Source organism: Litchfieldella anticariensis FP35 = DSM 16096, assembly GCF_000409775.1.
GTDB classification, from domain to species: Bacteria; Pseudomonadota; Gammaproteobacteria; order Pseudomonadales; family Halomonadaceae; genus Litchfieldella; species Litchfieldella anticariensis.
Genome location: NZ_KE332395.1, coordinates 95946 through 116190, shown reverse-complemented (window position 1 = coordinate 116190; position 20245 = coordinate 95946). Strand labels below are relative to the sequence as shown.

The 20245-nt window shown below is 61.1% G+C and carries 20 protein-coding genes; 15 read left to right on the top strand and 5 right to left on the bottom strand.

The window, feature by feature from the left end; genetic code table 11:
* The first annotated feature begins 10 nt into the window (after positions 1-10).
* The 5 genes from L861_RS21800 to L861_RS21780 all read left to right on the top strand — a co-directional run bounded on the left by L861_RS21800 (position 11) and on the right by L861_RS21780 (position 5250).
* Positions 11-1006, top strand: coding sequence for a Bug family tripartite tricarboxylate transporter substrate binding protein (locus tag L861_RS21800; protein ID WP_016418833.1), 996 nt, complete (start codon positions 11-13; stop codon positions 1004-1006).
* Between the two features lie 11 nt (positions 1007-1017).
* A complete protein-coding gene (locus tag L861_RS21795) occupies positions 1018-1491 on the top strand; it encodes a tripartite tricarboxylate transporter TctB family protein (RefSeq protein ID WP_021029263.1) in 474 nt (157 codons plus the stop codon).
* Between the two features lie 10 nt (positions 1492-1501).
* A complete protein-coding gene (locus L861_RS21790; protein WP_016418831.1) occupies positions 1502-2995 on the top strand; it encodes a tripartite tricarboxylate transporter permease in 1494 nt (497 codons plus the stop codon).
* Between the two features lie 131 nt (positions 2996-3126).
* On the top strand, positions 3127-4464 hold the full coding sequence (locus tag L861_RS21785) for a deoxyguanosinetriphosphate triphosphohydrolase (RefSeq protein ID WP_016418830.1): 1338 nt from the start codon (positions 3127-3129) through the stop codon (positions 4462-4464).
* 3 nt (positions 4465-4467) lie between these two features.
* On the top strand, positions 4468-5250 hold the full coding sequence (locus tag L861_RS21780; RefSeq protein WP_016418829.1) for a ribonuclease T2 family protein: 783 nt from the start codon (positions 4468-4470) through the stop codon (positions 5248-5250).
* 3 nt (positions 5251-5253) lie between these two features.
* On the opposite strand, the gene L861_RS21775 is transcribed toward L861_RS21780, so the two are convergent.
* Entirely contained in the window at positions 5254-6165 is a 912-nt protein-coding gene (locus L861_RS21775; RefSeq protein ID WP_016418828.1) for a nuclease-related domain-containing protein, read from the bottom strand.
* Between the two features lie 93 nt (positions 6166-6258).
* Between L861_RS21775 and L861_RS21770 the strand changes: the two genes are divergently transcribed.
* Positions 6259-7167, top strand: coding sequence for an NAD-dependent protein deacetylase (locus L861_RS21770; RefSeq protein WP_016418827.1), 909 nt, complete (start codon positions 6259-6261; stop codon positions 7165-7167).
* Positions 7168-7169: 2 nt separating this feature from the next.
* Here L861_RS21770 and L861_RS21765 read toward each other — a convergent pair whose 3' ends face one another.
* From L861_RS21765 to L861_RS21755, 3 genes are all read right to left on the bottom strand, one after another.
* The gene (locus L861_RS21765; RefSeq protein WP_016418826.1) at positions 7170-7571 is read right to left on the bottom strand and encodes a YbaY family lipoprotein; all 402 of its coding nucleotides are present in this window, start codon (positions 7569-7571) and stop codon (positions 7170-7172) included.
* Positions 7572-7578: 7 nt separating this feature from the next.
* Entirely contained in the window at positions 7579-7953 is a 375-nt protein-coding gene (locus L861_RS21760) for a translation initiation factor Sui1 (protein ID WP_016418825.1), read from the bottom strand.
* 116 nt (positions 7954-8069) lie between these two features.
* Complete coding sequence (locus L861_RS21755) at positions 8070-8747, bottom strand: HAD family hydrolase (RefSeq protein ID WP_016418824.1); 678 nt, start codon at positions 8745-8747, stop codon at positions 8070-8072.
* Between the two features lie 276 nt (positions 8748-9023).
* On the opposite strand from L861_RS21755, the gene L861_RS21750 reads away from it, so the two are divergent.
* The 8 genes from L861_RS21750 to uxuA all read left to right on the top strand — a co-directional run bounded on the left by L861_RS21750 (position 9024) and on the right by uxuA (position 17773).
* Positions 9024-9764 (top strand): GntR family transcriptional regulator, encoded by a 741-nt coding sequence (locus L861_RS21750; RefSeq protein ID WP_016418823.1) that lies wholly within the window; start codon positions 9024-9026, stop codon positions 9762-9764.
* Positions 9765-9834: 70 nt separating this feature from the next.
* Positions 9835-11046, top strand: a complete 1212-nt coding sequence (manD, locus tag L861_RS21745; RefSeq protein ID WP_016418822.1) for a D-mannonate dehydratase ManD — start codon at positions 9835-9837, stop codon at positions 11044-11046.
* 15 nt (positions 11047-11061) lie between these two features.
* Positions 11062-12084: a Zn-dependent oxidoreductase gene (locus tag L861_RS21740; protein ID WP_016418821.1), complete on the top strand. Its 1023-nt coding sequence runs from the start codon at positions 11062-11064 to the stop codon at positions 12082-12084.
* A 70-nt stretch (positions 12085-12154) separates the two neighbouring features.
* Positions 12155-13123, top strand: a complete 969-nt coding sequence (locus L861_RS21735; RefSeq protein ID WP_016418820.1) for a TRAP transporter substrate-binding protein — start codon at positions 12155-12157, stop codon at positions 13121-13123.
* A gap of 81 nt (positions 13124-13204) precedes the next feature.
* Positions 13205-13795 (top strand): TRAP transporter small permease, encoded by a 591-nt coding sequence (locus tag L861_RS21730; RefSeq protein WP_016418819.1) that lies wholly within the window; start codon positions 13205-13207, stop codon positions 13793-13795.
* Positions 13795-15075, top strand: coding sequence for a TRAP transporter large permease (locus tag L861_RS21725; RefSeq protein ID WP_016418818.1), 1281 nt, complete (start codon positions 13795-13797; stop codon positions 15073-15075). Before L861_RS21730 ends, L861_RS21725 begins: the two co-directional genes overlap by 1 nt.
* A gap of 13 nt (positions 15076-15088) precedes the next feature.
* The gene (locus tag L861_RS21720) at positions 15089-16567 is read left to right on the top strand and encodes a mannitol dehydrogenase family protein (RefSeq protein ID WP_016418817.1); all 1479 of its coding nucleotides are present in this window, start codon (positions 15089-15091) and stop codon (positions 16565-16567) included.
* Between the two features lie 9 nt (positions 16568-16576).
* Positions 16577-17773: a mannonate dehydratase gene (gene uxuA, locus L861_RS21715; protein ID WP_016418816.1), complete on the top strand. Its 1197-nt coding sequence runs from the start codon at positions 16577-16579 to the stop codon at positions 17771-17773.
* A gap of 4 nt (positions 17774-17777) precedes the next feature.
* Here the strand turns inward: uxuA and L861_RS21710 are convergent, their stop codons facing one another.
* Entirely contained in the window at positions 17778-18752 is a 975-nt protein-coding gene (locus tag L861_RS21710; RefSeq protein WP_016418815.1) for a LysR family transcriptional regulator, read from the bottom strand.
* Positions 18753-18949: 197 nt separating this feature from the next.
* On the opposite strand from L861_RS21710, the gene L861_RS21705 reads away from it, so the two are divergent.
* On the top strand, positions 18950-19984 hold the full coding sequence (locus L861_RS21705) for a GlxA family transcriptional regulator (RefSeq protein ID WP_236617193.1): 1035 nt from the start codon (positions 18950-18952) through the stop codon (positions 19982-19984).
* Positions 19985-20245: the final 261 nt, after the last annotated feature.

The following is a 20245-nucleotide window of genomic DNA, read 5'->3' as shown; positions in this document are numbered from 1 at the left end:
GAACAACAAGATGCCAACTATCAAGCACGCCCGTCATGGTCTTGCCGCCTCGGCCCTGTTGGGCCTCGGCCTGGCTTTCAGCGCGCCGAGCCAGGCGCTACCCATCAGCGAATGCATCGCCCCGGCGGACCCGGGGGGCGGCTGGGATTTCACCTGCCGTTCGGTAGGCAAGCTGCTGCTCGAGCTGGATCTGGTGGACAGCCCGGTTCAGGTCACTAACATGCCGGGCGGCGTCGGTGCCGTAGCGTTTTCCAATGTGGCCAGCAAGCGACCGGCGGACAGCGACCTGGTCGTCGCCACCAGCACGGTGGGCATGACCCAGATCGCCCAGGGCCAGTACCCGGGCGGCGCCGACACCATGCGCTGGTTGGCGATGCTGGGAACGGACGTAGGGGTCATCCTGGTCGATGATGAGAGTCGCTTCGAGAGCCTGGACCAGTTGCTCGAGACCATGGTCGAGGAGCCGGACTCACTGGCCATGGCGGGCTCCAGCGGTGCTGGTGGATGGGATCACATCCGAGCCCTGATGCTGGCCAAGGCCGCCGGCATGCCGGCCGACCAGATCGGTAGCGTGCGCTGGGTGCAGTTCGACGGCGGCGGTCCAGCGGTGACCCAGATGATGGGTGGCCATGTGGATGTCGTGTCCACCGATTTAGGTGAGATCGCTGGTTTCATCGAATCCGGCGACGTGCGGGTCTTGGCAGTGTTATCCGAGGAGCCGTTGCCGGAGCCTTTTGCCGATCTCCCGACTGCCGTCTCTCAAGGCTACGATGTCACGGGTTACAACTGGCGTGGCTTCTACACCGGCGGCGAGGTATCGGACGAAGATTACACTGCCATGGTCGATACCCTGCAGACGCTGTATGAGAGTGATGAGTGGAAGGACGTTGCTCAGCAGAACGGGCTGGTACCGTTGTGGCGCGGTGGTGAAGAGTTTAACGACTTCGTGCGCCAGTCGATCGACGAGGTCGAGACGGTTTCCCGGGAGATCGGGGTCATTCAGTGAGCGAGTCCGGTATGCATGAACCCGGCATGGACGCCGGGCGTATCCCCGGTGTCATCGGTGACCGCATCGCCGGTGTCGTGCTGGCGGTGTTGGCGGCAGGCGCCTGGTGGCATTCACACAGCTTCGCCACCGGCTTCATGCAGCCGGTGGGGCCGGGCGCGTTTCCGCGCCTGGTCAGCGTGCCGCTGGGCCTGCTGGCGCTGTATCTGATCCTGCGTCCCGGCTTCAACCAGCGCTGGCCGCACCGCGCCGCCCTGTTGCGTCAGGTGGGGGCGTTGCTGTTGCTGGGGGGCTATGCGGTCTTTCTCGAGCCGTGGGGCTTTCTGCCGGCGTCCCTGGTCACCGTCATCGTGTTGGTCCGGCTGTTCGGGGCGCCCTGGAAGCCGTCGCTGGCCAGCGGCACCATCCTCACAGTGGGGCTCTACGCCCTGTTCGAATTCGCCCTGGGCATGCCGCTTCCCAACATGCCCGGCCTGAGTTGGTAACCCCTTCGCTATGGATATTCTCACCTTCCTCGCCCAGGGGTTCGCCGTAGCGCTCGAGCCTCAGCATCTGTTTCTGGCCCTCATCGGCTGTGCCTTGGGTACGCTGATCGGTGCCCTGCCCGGGTTGGGGCCGGTCAACGGCGTGGCGCTGATGATTCCCTTGACCTTCAACTTCGGGTTGACGCCCACCGCGGCCCTGATCCTGTTGGTCAGCATCTATTATGGCTGCATGTACGGGGGGCGCATCAGTTCCATCCTGCTCAATATTCCGGGCGACGAACCGGCCATGATGACCACGCTCGACGGTTATCCCATGGCGCTCAAGGGGCGAGGGGGCGAGGCGCTGGGGCTCTCCGGTGTGGCGTCCTTCATCGGTGCCACCGTCGCCACCATCGGCCTGACACTGTTCGCGCCCTTGCTGGTGGGCTTCGCGATTCGCTTCGGGCCGGCCGAGTACTTCGCCCTGTTCGTGCTGGCCTTCGCCACGATCGGCGGCGTGACCAGTGGTAGCTTGACCAAGAGCTTCATCGCCGCCTGCCTGGGGCTGCTGCTGGGCACCGTGGGGATCGACGCGGTCAGCAGCGTACCGCGCTACACCTTCGGCTGGTTCGAACTCTACGACGGCATCGATTTCATCGTGGCCCTGGTCGGCCTGTTCGCAATCTCCGAATGCCTGGTCTTCCTCGAGGATACCCGCCATGGCAGCAAGCCCACCATGAAGCTCGGCTCGGCCATTCCGGGCATGCGTAGCGCCTGGCAATGCAGCCCCACCATCGCTCGCAGTTCGCTGATCGGTTTCATTGCCGGCGTGCTGCCCGGCGCCGGCGCGGCGCTGGGCAGCTTCCTCTCCTACACGCTGGAGAAGCGCTGGCTGGGGCGTCGCGGCGACTTCGGCCGTGGCGATCCGCGCGGCGTTGCGGCACCCGAAGCGGGCAACAATGCCGCCGCCGGCGGTGCACTGATCCCCATGCTGTCGCTAGGGATTCCCGGTAGCGGCACCACGGCGGTCCTGCTGGCGCTGCTGCTGTCGATGAACATCACCCCGGGGCCGCTGCTGTTCGCCCAGCAGCCGGAGATGGTCTGGGGGCTGGTGGCGGCATTGTTCATCGGCAACGTCATGCTGCTGGTGCTCAATATTCCGCTGGTGGGGTTCTTCGCCAAGGTGCTTCAGGCGCCCGGCTGGTTCCTGATGCCGATGGTCGTGATGGTGGCCTTCGTCGGCGTCTACTCGCTCAGTAACAGTGCTTTCGACCTGTACCTGATGCTGGCCTTCGGCGTGCTCGGCTATGTGCTGCGCAAACTCGAGATCCCCACGGTGCCGGTGGTGCTCGGGCTGCTGCTGGGCGGCCAGATGGAATACAACATGAGGCGAGCGATGTCGATCTCCGGCGGTGACTGGAGCATCCTGTGGAACAGTGGTATTTCCATCGGGATCTATGCCTTCGCCATCACACTGATCGTCGCTGGACTGGTGTTCGGTTGGATGGTCAAGCAGCGGATGTAGCTGGGCTGCAGATGTGGGCCGAGGACGAACATGCTTGATGGTGTACACAGCCAGTGCCAGAGCCTGCCTGGAGGGATCTCTGGTCGGCTAGCGTCGAGGGTGCCAGAATGGAGTATCAAGGAGAAATGCCCATGACGCAGATGCACTGGGAGCGACTGCTTTCGCCTGATCGACTCAACGACAAGCCGCGCGAAGCGCGCGGCGAGATCGGTCGCAGTCCCTTCCACAAGGATCACGATCGGATCGTTTTCGCCGGTTCGTTCCGTCGCCTTGGACGCAAGACCCAGGTCCATCCGCTGACCGACAACGATCATATCCATACCCGCCTGACACACTCGCTGGAAGTCGGCTGCGTGGGGCGCTCGCTGGGGATGATCGTCGGTGAGCGATTACGCGATCGCCTGCCCGAGTGGATCACGCCGGCTGATCTTGGCGTGATCGTCCAGGCCGCCTGCCTAGGCCACGATATCGGCAACCCGCCCTTCGGCCATGCCGGTGAATATGCCATTCGCGACTGGTTCAAGCGCGCCGAGAGTGATGGCAGTGGTTTGCTCGACGGTCTCTCCGAACCCGAGCGTGCCGATCTGCTGACTTATGAAGGCAATGCCCAGGGGTTTCGCATCGTCACCCAGATCGAATACAACCAGTTCAAGGGTGGTATGCGCCTGACGACGGCTACCTTGGGCACCATGCTCAAGTACCCCTGGACAGTGGAGCACGGTGGCATGGCCGGCAAGTTCGGCTGCTACCAGTCGGAGAAGCGGCAGCTGGCCGAAGTTGCCAGCCGCCTGGGTTTGAAGTCACGCGGTGAGTGGACCTGGTGCCGCCACCCCTTGGCCTGGCTGGTCGAGGCTGCCGATGACATCTGCTATGCACTGCTGGATCTCGAGGATGGCCTGGAAATGGGTATCCTGCGCTTCGACGAGGTGGCCGAGGTGCTGACCCAGATCGCCGGCGAGGTGCCGCCGGAGTATCACGACATGCAGCGTGACGGTGTCTCCCAGCGACGGCGCATCGCTGCCCTGCGCGGAGCGGCCATGGAGCGTGCGGTCAACGATGTGGGCGCAGTGTTCGTCGAGCACGAGCAGGAGCTACTGAACGGCAACTTGCGTAACGACTTGCTCGAGCTTTGCCACCCGGACCTGGACTGGGGGGTGAAGGCAGCCAAGCAACTGGCCCGTGAGCGGATCTTCCAGAACGAGCGCAAGGCCAAGCTGGAGATCGGCGCCTACACCACGCTGGGCATTCTACTGGAAGCGTTCATCGGCGCCGCTCATGAGCTGCATTACTATGGACGCTCGACCTTCAAGCACCAGCGCGTGCTAGCACTGATCGGCGAGAATACGCCACGGCCCTCGTGGTCGCTCTACGACAGCTATCGGCGCATGCTCGACTTCATCGGTGGCATGACCGACCACTATGCGGTGGATTTGGCTCAAGAAATGGGAGGCCGGCTCAAGGGCGATTGAGTGATGAACGACGGTAAGTGGCGACTCCGTGTGGTGGTTCTGTCAGCGATGGTGGTGCTCCTGCTCGGCTGGATGACTCCCTCGGTGGCTGCACCGTCGCTCGAAAGCCGGGGCTTCGACCACTTTACCCTGGCGCTGACCTGGCACCCCGGCTTTTGTGCCACGCAATCGCGCCCCCCGCGTGAGTGTCGCGAGCCGTCGCTGCGCGAGGGCGCCGAACAAGGCTTCGTATTGCATGGATTGTGGCCGTCGTTACCGCAGCGCTTCGCCGAGCGTGGCGTCGACCGGCCCAAGTGGTGGCGCGAAGGCTGCTTCCTCGAGGAGCCTCGCGCCGATGGGAGCTTCTGCCGTGCGCATCCCCCCTTCGACCTCCCTACCGAGCTTGCCGACACTCTGGACGACGCCATGCCCGGGCGCGCCAGCTGCCTGGACCGCTACCAGTATGCCAAGCACGCGGCTTGCCTGGATCTGCCGGAAGAGAACTATTTCGCAGCGTCGCTGGCCCTGCTGGAGGCGGTCAACGAGAGCGCCTTCAGCGCGTTCGTGGCGCTCAATCAAGGGAGCGAGGTGGGTCGCAACGATCTGATCGCAGCCTTCGAGGCGGCCTTCGGAGAAGGTACCGGGCGTGCCTTGCGTCTGGAGTGCCGTGGACGGGGTAATCGGGTGTTGACTGAGGTACGCATCGGTATCGATGCCCAGCGGCTGGGCGACTTCCCGGCCGCCGAGAGCCTGGCAAGGCAGGGCCGGGGGCGTTGTCATCCGCGAGTCACTATTCCCACCTTCTGAGGTCTATACAGAAGGGCGTTGCAGATCCCTCGATTCCATCAGCGTGCTGCGCGTCATCAGTGCGCGGATCGCTCGGTCATGGGCCTGTTCGTTGAAGCGCCCCAAGGACATGGTATCGAGCAGATCAGCCAGGCCTTCGCCGCTGACGACGAGCAGATCGCCAGCGGCGTGGCTGGTATCGATCTCCCAGCCAGGCAAGACCAGCACACCGCGAATCGGCACCTCACCCTGGCACTCACGGGCTAGCCAGTGGCGCAGCCACTGAACCGCTTGGCGGGTCTTGCGCAGCGGGACACGCTCGCTCCAGCCTGGGAAGCGCAGACGCTCGCGCTCCACTGCCACTTGGTTCTGTTCCTGGCCGCTGGCATCGAATGGAGGGGTGCGGGCGCGGGTCTCGATGACGAAGACCCCGTGCGGTGTGACTGCGATATGGTCGATGGTATAGGTGTCGGCGGGGATGTCATGAAAGACGTGGTAGGGATGGGCATCGGGATGAATCAAGCGCTCGAGTTCCTGGCCCACGGCGAGCTCACAGGCCAGGCCGAGTTTCAGACGTCGGATACGCTGGAAATCACGGATCAACAGAAAGCAGAATACCAGGACCAGTGCGGTGCATAGCAGGCCATACAGTGTCCATTCGATCCAGTTCTGCTCGTTGGCGAATATCATGCGGCCCATGCCGTAGACCAATGGCGCCATGGTAACGATAGGCCCTAGAGCGCCGTTGAGAAACAGGCTGGCGAAGGCCCGATCGAGGCGGTCGCGCAGGACCTGGCCGGGTTCGCGTAGCGGGTGGGCGTCGAAGGGCGAACGCACGCGGGCGTCGTGTAGGTTGCGCAGGGCGATGACGATGACCGCCGTAGCCCCCAGGGGAAACAGGAAGATCAGCGGTAACAGGTATTCCAGCCAGGCCATCGAGAGGAGTCCTTGCCCATATGATGTCGGTGCCGCCCCATTCTAGCCAACCCTGGCCATCAAGGGCCATGAATCCTTGTTCGGGAGCGTGACATGTACCCTCGTAGTGAGCGTTTGCTGGCGGCCGATCAAGAAGCATTGGCGGCCTTCGTCAGGCGTTATCCGCGCTTGCTGGTATTGACCGGCGCTGGGGTTAGCACTGCCAGTGGCATCCCGGACTATCGTGACGATCAAGGCGCGTGGAAACGTTCTCCTCCCATGCGTCATCAGGAGTTCATGGCCAGCCATGCCGCTCGCCAACGCTACTGGGCTCGGGCACTGGTCGGCTTCCGGGCGCTCAGTGAAGCCCGGCCGGGGTCGGCACATCATGCGTTGGCGCATCTGGAAACCATGGGCTATGTGAGCGCGCTGGTAACGCAGAATGTCGATGGCTTGCACCAACGGGCCGGTTCTCAGCGCGTGATCGATCTGCACGGTCGAGCCGAGATCGTGCGTTGTATGACCTGCCAGGGGCGGCGCATGCGCCACGACTTGCACGCTGAGCTCGAAATGCTCAATCCGCACTGGCTGGAACGGGAAGCGGCTGTCGGACCGGATGGTGATGCCGATCTGGAAGCCGCTGACTTCTCCAGCTTCCGGGTTCCCGCTTGCCAACGCTGTGGCGAGGGTATCCTCAAGCCGGATGTGGTGTTCTTCGGTGACAGTGTACCGGGCGAGCGTGTGACGGCGGCGCTGGCTGCACTTCAGGCTGCCGAGGCGTTGTTGGTGGTGGGCTCGTCACTGATGGTCTATTCCGGTTACCGCTTCGCCCGTGAAGCCGCGCGCCAGGGCAAGCCCATTGCCTGCCTCAACCGCGGTCGAACAAGAGCCGATGACCTCTATGCACTGAAGTGTGAACAATCGATTGGTGAAGCATTGACGGCCCTGACGGCGAACCTGGATGGGGAGCGACAGGAGGGACCCGGCAAGCCGGGCCCTGATCTTGGCATGGGCTGGAGTTGAGGTTAGCGGTGTGTGGCTTCCAGAGGGATTTCGATAGCCCCTTCACTGGCATTACCGGTCAGCACTGGTACCGGTTCGCGGTTGATGTGCGTCGAACGACCGTTGGCACGCACTCGAGCACGCAGGGCATAGGCGTGGTCTTCATCGATGGCATTGGCGTCGTAGCGCAGCGAGACGGGAACCGGGACGCTTTGCAAGCGGGTATAGGTGCTTACGGCGATTACCGTGGTTTCCGAAAGATCTTCCAGAGTCACGCGTAGTTCGGCATTGTCGGGTAACTCGAAAGGGGAATCGGCCACCACCTGAGCATCGAGAGTGGCGAAGCGCGGCGAACTGGCACAGGCGCTGAGCAGTGCCAACACCATCAGTAGTGGTAGCAACGACAATGTACGAGGGGGAATCATCCTTCGCTCAGCCTCCTGCCAGCTTGACCCGAAAGCCACGGCGTTCCAGTTCAGCCTTGAGGACATCGCGATGGTCGCCCTGGATCTCGATGACGCCTTCCTTGACGGCCCCACCAGTACCGCAGCGTTTCTTGAGTTCCGTGGCTAACGTCTTGAGTTCTGTAGTGGCCAGCGGTACCCCTGTGATAGTGGTCACGCCCTTACCCTTGCGGCCACTGGTTTCGCGACGGATACGTACGATGCCATCCAACGCTGCCAGGCGCTCGTTTTCGGCCTGTTTGGCACAGCGGCACGCATCGACGGGCTCTCGGCAATCGGGGCAGGTCTGGCCATGCTCGGTGGAATAGACCAGGCCGCGTAATTGGTCCTGTAGGGAGGCCATACTGCGCTCCTGAGGTAAGTGTGGCTCCATCATAGCGCAGTCAGGCAAAGGTCTCATCGTTCTAGATATCCACAGCCTCCTATCGCGTAAGATGCTGTGGATAAGCTATGCCGGTCTCACGACAAGAGGGCCGGCTCTCGTGTCAGGTTGGCGACGATCGTAGGGAGCTGATACATGCTGCTGATGGCAACGGCGCCATCGGGAGTCATCTCGGCATCGGGAAAGCGGTTGAGGTGAATCACGATCATGCCGGCGGCCAAGGCAGCCTTGACGCCGACGATGGAATCATCGATGGCCACACACTCATCGGGGCGGAACCCCATGATACTGGCCGCATGCAGATAGAGGCAGGGGTCGGGCTTCCAGCAGTTGGCAGTGTAGCCGCTGAACAGCTTGTCGCCGAAATAGTCGCTGAGGCCGGTGGCCAGAAGACCGGCACGTATCTTGTTCTCGGGACCGTTGGAAACCACCGCGCGGGGATAGGGGGCCAGCGCATCGAGGGCATCGCGCACACCTTCGAGGGGTTGCAACTCGGTGGCGAGGCGCTTGGCCAGCTTGCGACGCATGTCGGCTTCGGAGTCCCTGAGTCGTTGTGGGTCGACGTCGCCATGACGGCGCTGCAACTCGGTAACGATATTGACGAAACGGGCGCCGCGGAATTCGCCCATGTAGTCGCTGGGGGCGAAGGGTAGGCCAAGCCTTGTCAGGCTGGTGGCCATTTCAGCAGCCAGAAGGGGCTCACTATCGACTAGGGTACCGTCACAGTCGAACAACAGACAATGTGGTTTCTTCATCGCCGGACCTCTCGGGTCAACTCACGGGCTTATAAACCCAGTGTTACAGTTATCGGCTCCCTGCGCCCATAGTTGAGTCCCAATTTCCTTCTTTTTTGAACAGTGTTCTTTAACCTTTCCTTGCAGTGTAATCGATATCCCCAGGTATACCAAGGTCGTAGGCGAAAAAGCCGATCTATGCTTGCGTAGCTTTCTTTTTTTACCATACTACCATACTAGTCATATCAGGGTGCCGGCGCCAGTGCGTCGACAACCGCTATTCAGGATGAGCGCGTCATGAACACCACCTTGCAATCCTTGTGGCACGACACCCGCGACGAGGGCTCCGTGCGCCAACGGCTTTACCGTGTGTTGCGGCAGTCGATCATTCGTATGGTGCTGGCGCCTGGGCAGGCGTTGTCCGAGAAGGAGCTGGCCGACATCTTCTCGGTGAGTCGGCAGCCGGTGCGTGAGGCCTTCATTCGGCTATCGGAGGCGGGCCTGGTCGAGGTGCGCCCGCAGCGTGGCACCTATGTGGTGAAGATCTCGCAACAGGCAGTGCTCGAAGCTCGCTTCGTGCGCGAGGCAATCGAGGTCGCGGTGGCCAAGGCTGCCGCTGAGCAGGGGCTCGAGCCTCGCGTATTGGCCGAACTCAACGAATTGATCGAGCGTCAGCGGCGCTGTGAGCAGACGGGGGATTACGACCGTTTCTTCCTGCTCGATGAAGACTTTCATCGCGCCTTGTCATTGGGGGTGGGGCATACCGCGGCATGGCGGGTCACCGAGGAAGTCAAGGCACAGTTGGACCGGGTGCGTTACCTGAGCATTCCCGAGTCGACCCCCATTCCCAAGCTCACCGATCAGCACCAGATGATCGTCGATGCCATCGCCAGCCGGGACTCCGACGCGGCAGCACAGGCAATGCGCGTTCATCAACGCGAGATCCTGCAATCGCTGCCTGATTTGGTAGGCCGTTTCCCGGACATGTTCGATGGCTCGTCGGTCTTGCCCATCACGGGCGACGAGAAGTCGGCATGAATTGCTTTTCCATTCGAGCTCGGAAAATAACAGCCATGTCTCCACATCATTTCACCGCGATGGAACAGCCATGATAATCAGTGATGCCTATCTCATCGTCACCTCGCCGGGGCGCAACTTCGTCACCCTGAAGATCGTCACCGAGTCGGGTATCTACGGGATTGGGGACGCCACGCTCAATGGCCGGGAGATGGCCGTGGTCGCCTATCTCGAGGAGCATGTGATTCCCACCTTGATCGGGCGCGATGCCAGCCGTATCGAGGATATCTGGCACTACCTTTACCGCGGTGCCTACTGGCGCCGGGGGCCGGTGACCATGGCCGCTATCGGTGCCGTGGACCTGGCGTTATGGGACATCAAAGCCAAGGCGGCTGGCATGCCGCTTTATCAGTTACTCGGCGGCAAGAGCCGTGAGCGGGTGATGACCTATGCGCATTGCACCGGCAAGGACATCGAGTCCTGCCTCACGGAGGTCGACAAGCACGTCAAGCAGGGTTACCGAGCGGTCAGGGTTCAGAGCGGGGTGCCTGGCATCGCCACTATCTATGGCGTGGCCAAGCGTGAAGGCGAGCGCTACGAGCCGGCTGACTCGGAACTCCCCGCTGAGCACGTGTGGAGCACTGAAAAGTACCTCAATCATGTGCCCAAGCTGTTTACTGCGGTACGCGAGCGTTTTGGCGACGACTTGCATGTGCTTCACGACGTCCATCACCGGCTGACCCCCATCGAGGCGGCACGCCTGGGCAAGGCGGTCGAGCCCTTCCACCTGTTCTGGCTGGAGGATTGTGTACCGGCCGAGAACCAGCAGAGCCTGAAGCTGGTTCGCGAGCACACCACCACGCCGTTGGCGATTGGCGAGGTGTTCAATTCTATCCACGACTACCGCGAGCTGATCGAGAATCAGTGGATCGACTATATCCGCACCCCGCTGAGCCACGGTGGCGGCATTACCCACATGCGACGCGTCGCCGACTTCGCGGCGCTCTACCACATTCGCACCGGCTTTCATGGACCGACCGACCTGTCGCCGGTGTGCCTGGGGGCAGCGATCCACTTCGATACCTGGGTGCCCAATTTCGGTATCCAGGAGCACATGCCGCATGAAGCCATCACCGATCAGGTCTTTCCCCACGACTACCGCTTCGAGGATGGCCATTTCCTGGTCGGTGAAACGCCGGGGCACGGCGTCGATATCGACGAGGACCTGGCAAGGAAATACCCCTACAAACGTGCCAGCTTGCCGGTCAACCGGCTCGAGGACGGCACGCTCTGGCACTGGTAACGAGGTGAACCAACGATGAAAGCCTTTCAGGTAAGTGCACCGCTGAATTACCGCATCACCGATATCGATGTGCCGCAGGCCGCGCCTGGCGAAGTGCTGGTACGAGTGGCCTTTGCCGGCATCTGTGGCTCGGACATGCACATCATTCACGGCGACAACGCCTTCGTGCGCTTCCCGCGCATCACCGGTCATGAATTCGCCGGTCTCGTCGAGGCCGTGGGCGAGGGCGTCGACGGCATCGCCATTGGCGACAAGGTATGCATCGATCCGGTGATCAGTTGTGGTCATTGTTATCCCTGCCGCATTGGCCGGCCCAATGTCTGCTCCGCTTTGGAGGTGATCGGTGTGCACCGCAATGGCGGCTTCGAGGAGCGCGTCAACGTGCCGGCCGCCAATGTCCACCATCTGCCGGAAGGAGTGGGGCTGGACGCTGCCGCACTGGTCGAGCCCTACTCGATCGCTGCCAATGTGCTCGGCCGCATGCAACCCCATCCGGGCGATCGGCTACTGATCTTCGGTGCCGGAGTGATCGGCCTGACCATTCTGCAGATGGCCCGTGCCTTGGGCATCGAGGACATCACCGTCACCGACGTGATCGACGCGCGTCTGGATACCGCCCGCGAGTTGGGCGCCAGCCGTACCCTGCATGGCCAGAGGGACGATATCGAGGCCGCGGTGAGCGAACTGACCGATGGGGAAGGCATACCGCTGATCGCTGATGCTGCCTGTGTGCCGGCGTTATTGCCGCAGATGTTGAGAATGGCGTCGCCGGCTGGGCGCATCGGCCTGCTTGGCTTCAACCCCACGCCCAGCGATCTGGTGCAATTGGAAGTGATCAAGAAGGAGCTGACCTTGGTCGGTTCCCGGCTCAATAACCGCAAGTTTCCGGAGGTGCTCGAGTTGATGGCATCGGGGCGGCTCGATCCGCTGGCGCTGGTCAGCCACCGGCTGTCATTCGACGAGATGCCAGGCGCCATCGATATGCTCGATCACCATCCTGAAAGGGCGCGCAAGGTGCTGATCCAGATCGGCACCTGAGGCGCCACTCCCATGCTCGCAAGACCTCACTGACTGATACCCACAACAGCAAGTGCCAGGAGAGAACGCCATGATCAAGCAGCTCATTACCAGCACCGTCCTCGGGGCGGCCATCCTCAGTAGCCAGGCCCTGTTGGCCGCTGATTTCACACTGAAATTCGGCCACCTCGCCAACCAGGAGAACATCTGGCACCAGGCCGCGGTGAAGTTCAAGGAAGAGGTCGAGGCCAACTCCGATGGTCGTGTCGAGGTACAGATCTATCCCAACGAGCAGCTTGGCGCCGAAATGGATGTCATCAATAGCATCCAGCTAGGCACCGCCGACATGACCATCACCGGTGAGAGCCTGCAGAATTGGGCGCCCAAGGCAGCAATGATGGCGGTGCCTTATGCCTTCCGAGACTCCGAACACCTGCATAAGGCAGTGGAGGGAGAGATCGGCGATGAGATCGAGGCCCAGATTACCGAGCGCACCAACCTGGTGCCTCTGGCCTGGTTCGAGCGCGGCCCGCGCCATCTGACCTCCAACCGGTCGGTTCGTCAGCCTGCTGATCTCGATGGCCTGCGCCTGCGCGTACCCAATGTGCCGTTGTTCGTCGATACCTGGGAAGCACTCGGTGCACGCCCTACGCCAATGGCCTTCAGCGAGGTATTTACGGCGCTGCAACAGAACACCATCCAGGCCCAGGAGAACCCCTTGAGCCTGATCGAGAGCGCCAGCTTCTACGAGGTCCAGGATTACGTGAACCTTACCAGCCACGTGCGTAGCTGGATCTATGTGGTGATCGGCAAGGATAAGCTCGAGAGCATGCCCGAGGACTTGCAGCAGGTGATCTTCAATGCTGCCGAAACAATGCAGACCTATGAGGCCGAGTTGTTCAAGAAGGATGAGCAGCGTCTCAGGCAGGATCTGCAGGAGCGTGGCATGGAGTTCATCGAGGTCGATACCGAGGCCTTCGCCGAAAAGGCGCGACCGGCCGTCCTCGAATCCTTGAACGAGGAACAGAAGGAATTGTTCGAGGCCATTCAGAACCTATAGTCCTCAGCCGACGGAGCGGGTACTCGTATCCGCTCCATTTTCCACCATCGGACGGCTGAGCGTCCTGCATGAGGATCGTGTATGGGATCTCCCGATCAAGAACCGCATGTCGAGCAGGTCGTCGAAGGCCTGGAAGCCATGTCGACGGTCCCCAAACTTGGCGGGGTAATCGGCCGCGTGATTGGCTGGATCGACACGCTGTTCACCTGGCTTGCCACTCTGGCACTAGTGGGCATCGCCGGCGCTGTGTTGCTGCAGATCGCGGGACGCTTGTTCCTGCCGTTCTCGCCGGCTTGGACCGAAGAGCTTTCGCGCTACCTGTTCATCTACATGGTGGCTCTATCGGCGGGTGTGGTGATCCGCAAGAATCGCCACGTCAATGTCGAGCTTTTCCATCATTGGTTGGGGCTACGGGGGCGAGCCGGTTTTCAGGTGTTGGTGAGCTTGCTGGTCGGTGGCTTCGCTTTCATCGTGCTGCCCTATGCCTGGCAGTACGCCCAGATTGGTGCCTGGCAGACCTCACCCACACTGAAGGTGCCGATGCTGTATATCTTCCTTTCCACTGTGGTGCTGTTCGCTCTGGTACTGCTGTATAGCGCCATCGGGTTCATTGAAGGGCTGGTTGCCCTGTGGCGTGGGGAATCCCTGGCCGCCGAAACGGAGACGCGATAATGGAAGTGATCGTACTGTTTAGCGTCTTTCTGGTATTGCTGCTTGTCGGGGTGCCGATCGCTTTCTCTCTAGGCATCTCCTCATTGGCCTACCTGCTATTGGAAGGCATTTCGCTGACCATCGTGCCGCAGCGCATGTACGCAGGCATCGACACCTTCGTGTTGTTGTGCATTCCCGGTTTCGTACTGGCCGGCAATCTGATGAACGTCGGCAACATCACTGAATACATCGTGCGTTTCTGCAATGCGCTGATGGGTCATATTCGCGGAGGCCTGGGGCTGGCCAACGTGGGGGGCTCGATGATCTTCGGTGGTATCTCGGGAACGGCGGTGGCCGATGCTGCCAGCATCGGCGCCGTGATGATCCCGGGCATGTCAAAGTCCGGTTACGACAAACCGTTTGCCGCCGCTGTCACGGCCGCTTCTTCGACCATCGGCCCGATCATTCCCCCCAGCGTGCCGATGATCATTGCTGGCTCTCTTACCGGCGTGTCGGTGGGGCGCATGTTCCTGGCTGGTGCTATCCCCGGGCTGCTGCTGGGGGTGGCGATGATGATCACCACCTATCTGCTGGCCGTGCGCCGCCGCTACCCCAAGGAAGAGCGCGTTCCCTTCCTGCAACTGCTGCGCGAAGCGCGAACCGCCTTCTGGGCACTGTTGATGACGGCGATCATCCTCTACGGCATCATCGGCGGCTTCTTCACCCCCACCGAGGCATCGATCGTCGCCAGTCTTTATGCCCTGGTGGTCGGCATGTACATCTATAAAGGGCTCTCCTGGCGCAAGTTGCCGGGAATTCTGACCGATACCGTACTGACCTCCTCAGCGTTGTTGCTGTTGGTCGGCCTGGCCAATTTGTTTGGCTGGATCCTGACCAGCCAGCAGATTCCACAGATGGTGGCCGATGCCATTCTGACCATCAGCGATAACCCCATCGTGGTGATCCTGATCCTTAATCTGATCCTGCTGTTCGTCGGCATGTTCATGGAGACCATCGCGGCACTGATCATCCTGTTTCCGGCGTTGCTGGGCGTGGCCACCGGGGTTGGCATGGACCCGGTGCACTTCGCGGTGATGGCGGTACTCAATCTGATGATTGGCCTGACCACACCTCCGGTGGGGGTGTGCCTGTTCGTGGTCTCGGGGATCGGCAATCTACCGATGTTGCGGGTAGCGTATGCGATTCTGCCGTTTCTGGTCTGCAATATCGCTGTGCTGCTGCTGGTGGCCTATGTGCCGGCGGTCTCGCTATGGCTTCCCAATCTGTTGATGGGCCAATGAGAGAGACATATCGATGAGTGATATTCAACATGTGCCGGCGGCCGAGGGAAGCGGCCGTATTGGCATCGTTCATCTGGGGCTTGGCGCCTTCCACCGTGCCCATCAGGCGGTCTACCTGGAACGCTATCGACAGCGTAGTGGCGACTTGGGGTGGGGCGTGTGCAGCGCCAACCTGCGCGGGGGCGTGGCGTTGGTCGATGGGCTGCGCGAAGCTGGCTATCGCTACCATGTCGCTGAATACGCCGGCAGCCAGCATGTCACCCTGCGTGAGATCGGCGTCATCGAAGAGGTCATGTTCAGCGGCCGTAACGGTTCGGGCCGATGGGGGCGCGATCTTGAAGCACTACTGGCGCGGATGACCGACCCCGCCGTGCATATCGTCACCCTGACGGTGACCGAGAAGGGGTATTTCCTGAGCCCGGCCGAGGGCCAGCTGCTGCGCAGCGACCCAGCCATCGCCGCCGATATCGACAATCCCGAGGCACCTCGCACCGCACCGGGCCTCGTGGTCGAGGCGTTGGCACGCCGCCGAGTTGCAGGAGTTCCACCATTCACCGTGCTTAGCTGCGACAACATGCCCGACAACGGCAAGCGCACCCGGATCGCTGTGACTCAACTGGCGGCATGCCGCGATGCCGAGCTTGCCGAGTGGATCGAGCGTGAAGTGGCCTTTCCCTGCAGCATGGTCGATCGCATCGTGCCGGCCATGACCGAGGACGACTTCGACCGACTGACCGAATTGGGGGTAGAGGATCCCAATGCCGTGGTTGGCGAGGCCTTCTCGCAGTGGGTGATCGAGGACGACTTCCCGCTGGGACGTCCTTCCTGGGAAGGCGATGGTGTGGAGATGGTCACCGGCGTGGCGCCCTTCGAGACCATGAAACTGCGCATGCTCAATGGCAGCCATTCGCTGCTGGCCTACCTGGGCTCCCTGGCGGGTATCGAGACGGTCTTCGAGGCAGTGAGTCGTGAGGACCTGGTGGCGCTGCTGCGTCGTTATATGCTCGAGGAGGCCGCACCAACCCTCAAGATGCCTGCAGGCACCGACCTTGCCGCCTATGCCGAGTCGCTGCTCGAGCGATTCGCCAATGACAGTCTGCGCCATCGACTGCAGCAGATCGCTATGGACGGCTCCCAGAAGTTGCCCCAACGTTGGCTGCTTGGCGCGCTGGCACGTCTTGAGGTTGGCGCCGAGATTCCTTGCACGGCGTTGGGTGTGGCGGCCTGGATCCGCTATACCGCTGGTCGTGATCTACACGGCACGGCTTACCCCGTGGACGACCCGCTGGCGGCCACCTTTGCCAAACTGCATGAGCAGCATGGCGATTCCCCCGCGCAACTGGTCGATGCCTTCCTCGCGGTGGATGCCGTTTTCCCGCCAGCGCTGGCCCAGTGGCCTGGCTTTGCCGAGGTGGTGACGGCGGTCTATCGGACGTTGACGGAAGAAGGCCTGTCGGGCGCCTTGCAGCATATCGAACGTCCGTCACCTTAGGAGAGCCCTATGGAACATACTTGGCGCTGGTTCGGTCCTGACGATCCCATCACACTCGACGAGATTCGCCAGACCGGAGCCACCGGCATCGTCACCGCGCTGCACGAGATCCCCAATGGTGAGGTATGGCCGGTGGAAGCGATCAGCGAGCGCAAACACCTCATCGAGGCTAGTGGGCTTACCTGGTCGGTGGTCGAGAGCGTACCGGTGCATGAAGACATCAAGAAGCAAAGTGGCGACTGCTCGCTCTATATTGCCAACTACCAGCAGACGCTTCGTAATCTGGCAATCTGCGGCATCGACACCGTGTGCTACAACTTCATGCCGGTGCTCGACTGGACACGTACCGATCTGACCTGGCAGCTCCCCGATGGCGGCCTGGCGCTGCGTTTCGAACAGTCCGCCTTCGCCGCTTTCGATCTCTATCTACTCGCGCGCCCTGGTGCCGAGCAGGAGTATGACGATGCCGAGCAGGCCGAGGCACGGCGCTATCTGGATGGCTTGGACGAGGTAGCGCGTCAGCGACTGATCAACAACATCATTGCCGGCCTACCTGGTGCCGAGGAGCACTACACCTTGGTGCGGTTCCGCGAGGTGCTGGCCGAATATGATGGTATCGACGCCGAACGGCTGCGGGCTCACCTGGGCAATTTCCTCAAGGCAGTCGTGCCGGTAGCCGAGGAGGTCGGCATTCGCCTGGCAATCCATCCCGACGATCCACCGCGACCAATGCTGGGTCTGCCACGGGTGGTATCCAGCCCCGAGGATGCCCAGTGGATCCTCGATGTTGCCCCTAGCCCTGCCAACGGCCTGACCCTGTGTACCGGTTCTTACGGGGTTAGCGAATCCATTGATCTGGTCGAGATGGCCCGTCGCTTCGGGCCGCATATTTACTTCGCCCATCTCCGCTCGACGCGGCGTGAATCGTCGGACCCGCGCACCTTTCACGAGGCTCATCACCTAAGTGGTGATGTCGATATGGTCGGCGTGATCCAGGCATTGGTGAACGAAGAGCGGCGCCGCGAACACGAGGGCGGACCACGCCTGCCGTTGCGTCCCGATCACGGCCACCACATCCTTGATGACCAGCACCGCGATACTCGGCCCGGCTATCCGCTCTACGGCCGCCTCAAAGGATTGGCCGAGTTACGCGGGGTGGAGCTGGCGGTCAGGCGCTTGGTGCATCACCCGCTAGCCACAGCCTAAGGCCTCAGGTGGTTATCGGCACGCCGTTTTGGTCCAGGAACCATTTCCGGAAGCGGCTCAGCGCCTCGTCATCCTCCTTGTCCTCGCGGTAGGCCATGTAATGGTGCGTGTCCTCCAGTACGACCTTCTGTTCGACCGGCCTGACCAACAGGCCCTGGTCGACCAGGGGGCCGATGAGGTGATCCCAGCCGAGGGCCACCCCCTGATCACTGAGGACCATCTGCACCAACATGTTGTAGTCGTTGGCATTGAAGAAATGAAGGCTGTCCCGGGAACGGCTCTCGATGTCGATATCATGGATGGCCAGCCAGACCCCCCAGTCCACGTGCTCGGCGACCTGCGAGCGGCCATAGGGGCTGAGATTTAACAGCACTCCATCTCGCAGTCCTTCAAGGCTACGTATCTCGGGATGCTGCTCGAGGTAACGTGGGGTGCAGATCGGATAAATGACATCGTGAAACAGAGGATGACTGTGATACCCCTCCCGCACTTTGGCCATCTTGGTGATGAAGATATCAGGCAGTACCCCAGGCTCCATGGAGTGGAAATTCTGGGTAGTGATCAGGTTGAGGTCGATATCCGGGTTGGCACTGAAGAAGCTCGGCAGCCGACGCGACATCCACAGTGCCGAGAAAGCGGGAGAGCAACAGAGTGTGAGGACTCGCTTGCCGGTATTGCCGTGGTCCTGACGAATGCGTTCCGCGGCCTGGGCGATATTGATGAACGACAGTTGCGCCGCATCGAAGAAGATCGAACCAGCCTTGGTCAGTTCTATTGACCGCCCCGTGCGCTTGAACAGCTCGGTGCCCAGGTAGCTCTCGAGCTCGCGGATCTGCCGGCTGATGGCCGCTTGGGTGACGCACAGTGCCTCGGCGGCTCGGGTGAAGTTCTGATACTTGGCCGCCGCCACGAAGGATCTCACCGCGCGCAGCGATGGCATCTTGAGCAGCCTCTGATCGGGATCGGTGTGTGTTGTCATAATGAAAAGTTATCAACATCCTGGAAAAAAAGTCGATGTCGAGGATAATTGGCCGGAACATAGACTACGGAACATGGAAAAGACGCTGCACCCGCATCTTTCAGGTTATCCAAAAGCGACACAGGACAACAGTCGTAATTCGCCCTCAACCATTGATGCATGCTTGACATGCAAGGCTGTCAGGCCCCTGGAGTGACATGATGAGCGCCTCCTTCAAGAGCTTGTTGAAACGCAAGAACATGGCACACCTCAACGCAGGGGAAGACTCAAGATCGCAGCCTTTGCAGCGACGAGTGGCGTTCGTGCTCCTGGATAACTTCTCTTTGATGGCCTTCGCTGGAGCGGTGGATGCCTTGGTAACCGCCAACCTGATGACTCGGGAGCCGCTGGTCGAGGTACTGGTGGTCGGTGCAACGAACGATTTGGTCGTCAGCGATCTGGGCACTGCCATCTCGACGGATTGCCAGCTATCGGTGCTGCAGGAACAACGGCTGGACCTGCTCATCATGTGTGGCGGCTTCCGTGTGCGCTTGCAGAGTTCGCCATTGATCCGCTCCACGCTACGCGGCTTCGATGCCGCAGGCACGACCTTGGGAGGGCTGTGGAACGGCTCCTTCTTTCTTGCCGATGCTGGAGTGCTGAATGGCCACGACTGTGCCATACATCCCGATTCCCGCGCCATGCTGCTCGAATCATTTCCCAGCGTACACCTGTCCAGACATTCCTATGTGCTGGACAGGAAACGGATCAGTTGCGCCGGTGCCAATAGCTCGCTCTCCATGATGCTGGACTGGTTGAGGCGTGATCATGACCCGAGCTTCGTCGATGCGATTGAGGAAATACTCAATTGTGACAAGGCCCAAGAGGTGATGGATGTTTCCGTCTTGAGCCTTGATCGTGATCCTACCCTGCCGCAAGCCCTGAAATTGGCACTGGAGCTGATGCATAACAATATCGATGAGCCTCTTTCGGTGGACGAGATAGCCCGCTGGGTCAATATATCCCGTCGCCAACTCGAACGGCTCTTCAGCCGTTATGTCGATGCCTCCCCGTCTCGCTACTACATTGAACTCCGCGTGACTTACGCTCGGCAATTGCTGCAGCAGACCAACAAGCCCATCGCCGATATCGCGGTGGCCAGTGGCTTTACCAGTATTACCCACTTCCGCCATTGCTTCCGCCAATTCTTTGATATCGCCCCCGCGAAGTTCCGCAGGCAGCGCCAGTCCTGAAGTCTTTGGCCTGACTTTTCGTAAGGGATGAGCGTTCCACCCACCTCGTCCTGTCAGCACCGTCTCCGTCAATTGCTTTTCTGAAGGCGATATAACCACGCCATTCGCGGTCCCGCGGATGGCGGCTTGATCACCGACAGCAGATATCAGCATGTGTCGATGAATGTCTACTCCATAAGACATGGCAACGATAACCTCAGGTTATGTTTTGCACTGATGAAAAATCGTTTCCATTACCTCCATCATAAAAATAGCATTACA

Excerpts from the sequence above, each read along its gene's own strand:
- L861_RS21800 (WP_016418833.1), top strand. The coding sequence starts at position 11 with ATGCCAACTATCAAGCACGCCCGTCATGGTCTTGCCGCCTCGGCCCTG.
- L861_RS21795 (WP_021029263.1), top strand. The coding sequence starts at position 1,018 with ATGCATGAACCCGGCATGGACGCCGGGCGTATCCCCGGTGTCATCGGT.
- L861_RS21790 (WP_016418831.1), top strand. The coding sequence starts at position 1,502 with ATGGATATTCTCACCTTCCTCGCCCAGGGGTTCGCCGTAGCGCTCGAG.
- L861_RS21785 (WP_016418830.1), top strand. The coding sequence starts at position 3,127 with ATGACGCAGATGCACTGGGAGCGACTGCTTTCGCCTGATCGACTCAAC.
- L861_RS21780 (WP_016418829.1), top strand. The coding sequence starts at position 4,468 with ATGAACGACGGTAAGTGGCGACTCCGTGTGGTGGTTCTGTCAGCGATG.
- L861_RS21775 (WP_016418828.1), bottom strand. The coding sequence starts at position 6,165 with ATGGCCTGGCTGGAATACCTGTTACCGCTGATCTTCCTGTTTCCCCTG.
- L861_RS21770 (WP_016418827.1), top strand. The coding sequence starts at position 6,259 with ATGTACCCTCGTAGTGAGCGTTTGCTGGCGGCCGATCAAGAAGCATTG.
- L861_RS21765 (WP_016418826.1), bottom strand. The coding sequence starts at position 7,571 with ATGATTCCCCCTCGTACATTGTCGTTGCTACCACTACTGATGGTGTTG.
- L861_RS21760 (WP_016418825.1), bottom strand. The coding sequence starts at position 7,953 with ATGGCCTCCCTACAGGACCAATTACGCGGCCTGGTCTATTCCACCGAG.
- L861_RS21755 (WP_016418824.1), bottom strand. The coding sequence starts at position 8,747 with ATGAAGAAACCACATTGTCTGTTGTTCGACTGTGACGGTACCCTAGTC.
- L861_RS21750 (WP_016418823.1), top strand. The coding sequence starts at position 9,024 with ATGAACACCACCTTGCAATCCTTGTGGCACGACACCCGCGACGAGGGC.
- manD (WP_016418822.1), top strand. The coding sequence starts at position 9,835 with ATGATAATCAGTGATGCCTATCTCATCGTCACCTCGCCGGGGCGCAAC.
- L861_RS21740 (WP_016418821.1), top strand. The coding sequence starts at position 11,062 with ATGAAAGCCTTTCAGGTAAGTGCACCGCTGAATTACCGCATCACCGAT.
- L861_RS21735 (WP_016418820.1), top strand. The coding sequence starts at position 12,155 with ATGATCAAGCAGCTCATTACCAGCACCGTCCTCGGGGCGGCCATCCTC.
- L861_RS21730 (WP_016418819.1), top strand. The coding sequence starts at position 13,205 with ATGGGATCTCCCGATCAAGAACCGCATGTCGAGCAGGTCGTCGAAGGC.
- L861_RS21725 (WP_016418818.1), top strand. The coding sequence starts at position 13,795 with ATGGAAGTGATCGTACTGTTTAGCGTCTTTCTGGTATTGCTGCTTGTC.
- L861_RS21720 (WP_016418817.1), top strand. The coding sequence starts at position 15,089 with ATGAGTGATATTCAACATGTGCCGGCGGCCGAGGGAAGCGGCCGTATT.
- uxuA (WP_016418816.1), top strand. The coding sequence starts at position 16,577 with ATGGAACATACTTGGCGCTGGTTCGGTCCTGACGATCCCATCACACTC.
- L861_RS21710 (WP_016418815.1), bottom strand. The coding sequence starts at position 18,752 with ATGACAACACACACCGATCCCGATCAGAGGCTGCTCAAGATGCCATCG.
- L861_RS21705 (WP_236617193.1), top strand. The coding sequence starts at position 18,950 with ATGATGAGCGCCTCCTTCAAGAGCTTGTTGAAACGCAAGAACATGGCA.